The sequence below is a fragment of the Pseudoalteromonas sp. PPB1 genome, assembly GCF_015356275.1.
GTDB lineage: Bacteria > Pseudomonadota > Gammaproteobacteria > Enterobacterales > Alteromonadaceae > Pseudoalteromonas > Pseudoalteromonas rubra_D.
This window is the reverse complement of sequence record NZ_JACEQV010000056.1, coordinates 1-5,537: the sequence shown is the minus strand read 5'-3', so window position 1 is coordinate 5,537 and position 5,537 is coordinate 1. Positions and strand designations below refer to the sequence as shown.

Annotated in this window: 2 protein-coding genes; both read right to left on the bottom strand. The window is 52.6% G+C overall.

Annotated elements, in window-relative coordinates:
• A partial coding sequence (locus tag IY568_RS24165) for a condensation domain-containing protein (RefSeq protein WP_194868941.1) occupies positions 1 to 1,957 on the bottom strand: 1,957 nt, incomplete at its 3' end.
• Positions 1,957 to 5,537, bottom strand: a 3,581-nt coding sequence (locus IY568_RS24160; RefSeq protein ID WP_194868940.1) for a non-ribosomal peptide synthetase, incomplete at its 5' end; no start/stop codon positions are given. The genes IY568_RS24160 and IY568_RS24165, both read right to left, overlap by 1 nt.

Sequence of the window (5,537 nt, the reverse complement as noted above, 5' to 3'; positions counted from 1 at the left end):
CCGGAACGCGGGCGGCCAGTGCGTCACTGACAATCACCCACTCCAGAGCGGCATCAGCGATAATCTGCTGGTTGCGGGCTTTGGTGTTGCTGGGTTCAAACGGAATATAAGCTGCCCCGGCTTTGAGTACGCCCAGTAAGCTCACCATCAGGCAGGCACTGCGTGGCATACAAACGCCCACCAGATCGCCGGGCTCAACGCCCTGCTCCTGCAAACAGTCAGCCAGTTTAGCCGCCTGCGCATTAAGCTGCGCATAGCTAAGTTGTTCGGTGTCACTGTGCACGGCAATCGCATCCGGTGTCAGCGCAGCCTGCTGCTCAAATCGCTCAATCAGGCCTGTGGCATCATCCAGACGACACTCACCCGCCTGGGTATACAAAGTCTGAGGCTGATTAAACATCACATCGGCAACACTGGCTGTCGTGATGGTTTGTTGCTGATATGCCTGGGTCAGATTACGGCAGATCTGCTGAAACAAACTGCTCAGTGTGGCAATAGTTTGGGTATCGAATAATTCGTTGTCATAGGACCAGTCAATGACCATGTTTTGCTCAGATACACGAGCATGAATATCCAGGTCACCACGCACCACGACGGTCTCTTTACTCAGCTCAAAGCCTGCAAATCCGGCGTTGCTAAGCAAAGCGGCATCCTGGCTTGAGAGCTCACCCAGCTCAGAACCCAGTGTAAACTGGATCTGGAACAACGGGCTGTAGTTAGCTGCTCGGGTGATATCCAGCGCTTCAACCAGATTATCAAACGGCAGTAACTGATTGTTCTGCGCCTCTATATGCGTGCGCGCAACCTGCTTTAGATAATCAGACAGCGACTGTGCTCTGTCGGTATCCAAACGCAGTACCAGTCGATTCAGGAAGCACCCTATCATAGGATGTAATTGTTCGCTGTCACGATTAGAGATCGTGGTACCCATTACCACATCCTGATACTGGCCATACTGAGAGAGCGTCAGTGCCAGCGCGCTGTGTAGCAGCATAAAGGGCGTTAACTTGTATTCCCTGGCAATGCGGTGCAACACGGGCACCAGCTCAGCAGGCAGCGCTTCACTGTATAACTTACCAAAGTTGGCTTTATCTGCCTGCCGTGCATGATCCAGCGGCAGACTATGTAATTGCGCCATACCCGCCAGTTTATTGCGCCAGTAATCGGTTTGTTGTGTGCATTGCTCACCGTTCAGCCAGTCCTGTTGCCAGCTGGCGTAATCCAGGTACTGCAGAGGCAACTCGGCCTGAGGCTGCATGCCCCCTTGCAACTGCATATACGCGGTCATCAAATCTTGTTTCAGAATATCTAAAGACCAGGCGTCACAAGCAATATGGTGAATATTGATAATGAGCAAGGCATCTGCGTGCAGTGCGTCAGGGGTGCGGAAGTGATCAACACGGATCATCAGGTCGCTATCCAGCGCAAAGGGGGCCGCAATGCAGGCCTGGATGTCAGCTTTAAACGTCTGTTCATCGCAGCTGGTACTGTCATGATAGCGAATGCTGATCGACTCGTCGCTCAGTTGCTGCTCAGTGGCACCATCGGCGGCCAACACATAACGACTGCGCAAGATTTCATGCTTTTTCAACACATGATTCAGCGCGCTCTCCAGGTGTGTCATGGACACCGCATCGGTCAGGGTGAATGCCAGCGGCATATGGTAATCACTGGAACCACCGCGCAGCTGGTCAATAAACCAGAAACGTTTTTGTGCAGAAGACAAAGGGTAGCTTTTCCCGGCTTCACGCACCACAGGCTGAATCGGGTTCGCAATCGCGAGGGGCGCTTGCTGCTGTGACAAATACTCCATCAATGCCGGCTTATTGTCACGGATCAAGCTAGCCAGCTCAGCGGTCAATGCGCCCTTTTTGGCCTCCACAGCGAGACGGTCGCCATTAACAGAAAGTAGGATTTGGTTGTTAGTTAATTGATCGATAATTGCTTGTGTGTTCATTAGAATTCTACCCTTTCAATTTGGTCTGCGCTGGCATCGTTAATTTGTTGTTTTAATGCTTGTTGATTGCGTTGGCGCTCGATTTGGGCAGCCAGTGTGGCTACCGTGTCGTTTTCAAAAATGGTTTGTACAGTCAGAGATACTTCAAATTGTGTCTGGATCTGAGAGACGGCTTTTAAGATCAGCAGCGAATGGCCGCCGAGATTAAAGAAGCTGGTTGTGACCCCGATGTCCTGCGTTTCGCGGGACAGTAACTGCGCCCAGATTGCAACCAGTTGATGCTCCAGCTCAGTCGTTGGCGCACAGTATTCGCTTTGTTGCATATTGAGTTTGGGCTCAGGCAAAGCAGCCACATCTAGCTTGCCGTTCACTGTCAGCGGCAGTTCATCGACAATGTTCAGGCTGCCTGGCTGCATATACTGTGGCAGTTGCTCTGCCAGCTGATTGCGTATCGCCTGCAAGGTGTCTTGTGGTTCGGCTTCTGAATCGCTCGCATGCAACTTAAGGTAAGCGGCCAGGTGCTGCTCTGTATCAACCTTAAAGACAGTTACAGCGGCATCCTGAACCTGAGGCTGCTGGGCTAAAATCCCGCTCAGCTCACCCAGTTCCACACGAAATCCTCGTAGCTTGACTTGGTCGTCGTTACGACCAATGAAGATCAGCTCCCCCTGGTCGGTGTAACGCACCAGGTCGCCGGTGCGATACAAGCGTGGTGCCTCTATCGCCAAACACTGATCAGCATAAGGGTTGCTGATAAACCGCTCGGCACTGAGCTGAGGTTGGTTCAGATAACCTCGCGCCACACCTGGTCCACCAATGTACAACTCGCCTTCACAGCCCTTAGGCACTAATCCGCCGTCGTCATTGAGTACTAGCAAAGTGTTATTGACATTAGCCTTGCCTATGGTGACAAGCTCAGCGCCCGACGCCGCATGCAAACGTGATGTGGTCGCCGTTATCGTTGCTTCTGTCGGTCCATAACTGTTGAACAAAGTCACTGTAGGTGCTGCGCTAAAGAAGCGCTCCATGTGGGTTTGCCCCATGGCTTCACCACCGATGATCACCGCACGCAGTGTTGCAATGGCAAATGCCCCCTCCATATCGGTCATTTGCTTCCAGAACGCGGTTGGCAGGCTCATTACTGTAACTTGATGCGTGCTACAAAATGCGTTGAACGCCGCTGCGCTGCCAAGGCACTCTTCATTACGCAGTACCAGAGAAGCCCCCTGGCACAAGGCCCCAAACAACTCTTCAACAAAAATATCGAAGCTCATGGTTGAGAACTGCAACATCACATCTTCAGCGGTCAGCTCATATTGCGTGCGACAGTGGCATTGATAATTGACCAGCGAGCTATGCTCTACTGCAACCCCTTTAGGTTTTCCGGTAGAACCTGAGGTATATATGACATAGGCCAGGTTGTTACCGGACACTTCTACCTGAGCAGGGTTGTCCTGCGGATATCCATTGAGGTCAAGCGACGCAATATCTATGGCTGTGCCGCCAAGCTCAGTCATCAGTCCAGCAGCCACGCTCAGGCCAGTGTCGTAGCTAAGAATGTGTTGCAACTTCGCATCTGATGCCATATGACTCAGACGACTGTTCGGATAGCTTGGGTCGAGCGGTACGTAGGCACCCCCGGCTTTCAGTATCGCCAGAATGCTCACCACCATCTCCACAGAGCGGCTACTACACACACCCACTAAAGTTTCTGGTGTCAGCTGATGCTCGTTCAGCAGGTAGTGCGCCAGTTGATTAGCGCGCTGGTTCAGCGCACCATAGCTAATGTGTTGCTCGTTAAAGACCAATGCAGTGGCGTCTGGCGTGGCCTGGGCTTGCTGTTCAAATAATGTATGTATGCACTGTGTCGCATCAAAACTTTCTACCTGCTGATTAAAGGTCACCAGCAACTCGTGTTGTTCTGCCCCTGACAGCACGGTGAGTGCGCCTGGTGCCTGTGCGAGTAATGTCTCAGTCGTCTGTTGGGCAAACGTTGTCAGCAATGTGCAAAGATGACGACTCAGGGTTTCAATCCGCTCTTGGCTGAACAGCGCCTTGTCATAGGTCCAGCAGATATCCACTCCGGTATCACTCAGCGCCATATCTATATCGAGATCAAACTTGGCAATCACGGCGTCATCAGCCAGGGGACTCAACTGTGCATCGCCTAGCGACCAGTTGTTGTCTATCGACTGATCGGTGACCCCATAATCCGTGGTGGTTGTCAGCATCACCTGAAACAGTGGGGTATAAGCACTGCTACGTGGCACATTGAGCTGCTCTACCAGCTGCTCAAATGGCACATCCTGATTTGACTGGGCATCCAAATGAACTGCTTTAACGTGCGCCAGATAATCAGCCAAAGTGGCCTGTGCAGTGTTTACATTCAGCACCAGCGTGTTGACAAAAAAGCCAATCAGAGGAGCAAGCTCTGCTTGCATACGGTTTGCTACCGGCGTGCCAATCACAATGTCTTGGGCATTACTGTGTCTGGATAGCAGCAGTGATAGCGCACTATGGAGTAACATAAATGGTGTCAGCCCCTGCGCTTTTGCCAGCGCCGCCAGCCCCTGAGCGACCTCAGTATTGAGTGTACTTTTAACCTGGCCACCCTGATGCTGCTTGACGTCCGGACGAGGGAAGTCCAGAGGCAGACTGTGTACTGCCGGCAATTGTGCCAGTTGCTTTTGCCAGTAACCCAGCTGCTCGTCTAGCACGCCATCTTCTAAATAGGTGCGTTGCCACTGCGCGTAATCTGCGTACTGAATAGTCAGAGGTGCCAGCGGATTCTCCTGTCCCTGACTGTAGGCAAGGTAGAGTGCAACAAATTCTTTGATCAGTACCTGCATTGACCAGCCATCGGAGGCAATATGATGCATGTTGAACAACAGCACTCCGCTGCTTTGTGAGGTCTGAATATAGCCTGCACGCATCATCACCTCACAGCTGAGGTCAAACGGCTGACTCAGCTGTTGCGTCATCGCCCCGGCAATCGCCTGTTGCTGCGCCGTCTCACTCAGCATGCGGACATCCTCATAACTGAGCTCAAAAGATGCCTGCTGGCGGATCACCTGAGCATCATCGCGATACACGGTTCTGAGTACTTCATGACGGTCAACGATGGTCTGCAACACAGCCTCAACCACAGTCAGATTCAGTTCGCCCTGAACATGAAAGGCCGCCGGCATATTGTATTGCGCCGAGCCCTGGTTGAGCTGATCGATAAACCATAAGCGCTGCTGAGCAAAAGACAGTGGCTGGAGACTGTGCTGACCCAATTGCGGGTCTGTCAGCATAGCTCTTGGCTGGGCAGTGATCTCTGCACGTATCGCCTGTCCCTGGTGGGCTTCAACGGCTTTGGCCTGCTCAGCAAGCGTGGTTACGTTAAACAGCGTTTTCACTGGCAGCTCAACCGCCAGCTCGGCGCGCAGTGCAGCGGCCAGCTTAACGACCAGCAGTGAATGTCCGCCCAGCTCGAAAAAGTCTGCCTGTGTGCTTATCTGGCTGGCTTCTACATTGAGCAGCTGCGCCCAAATCTCACATACCGCCTGCTCTGTGTCTGTTTGCGGCGCTACGTAAC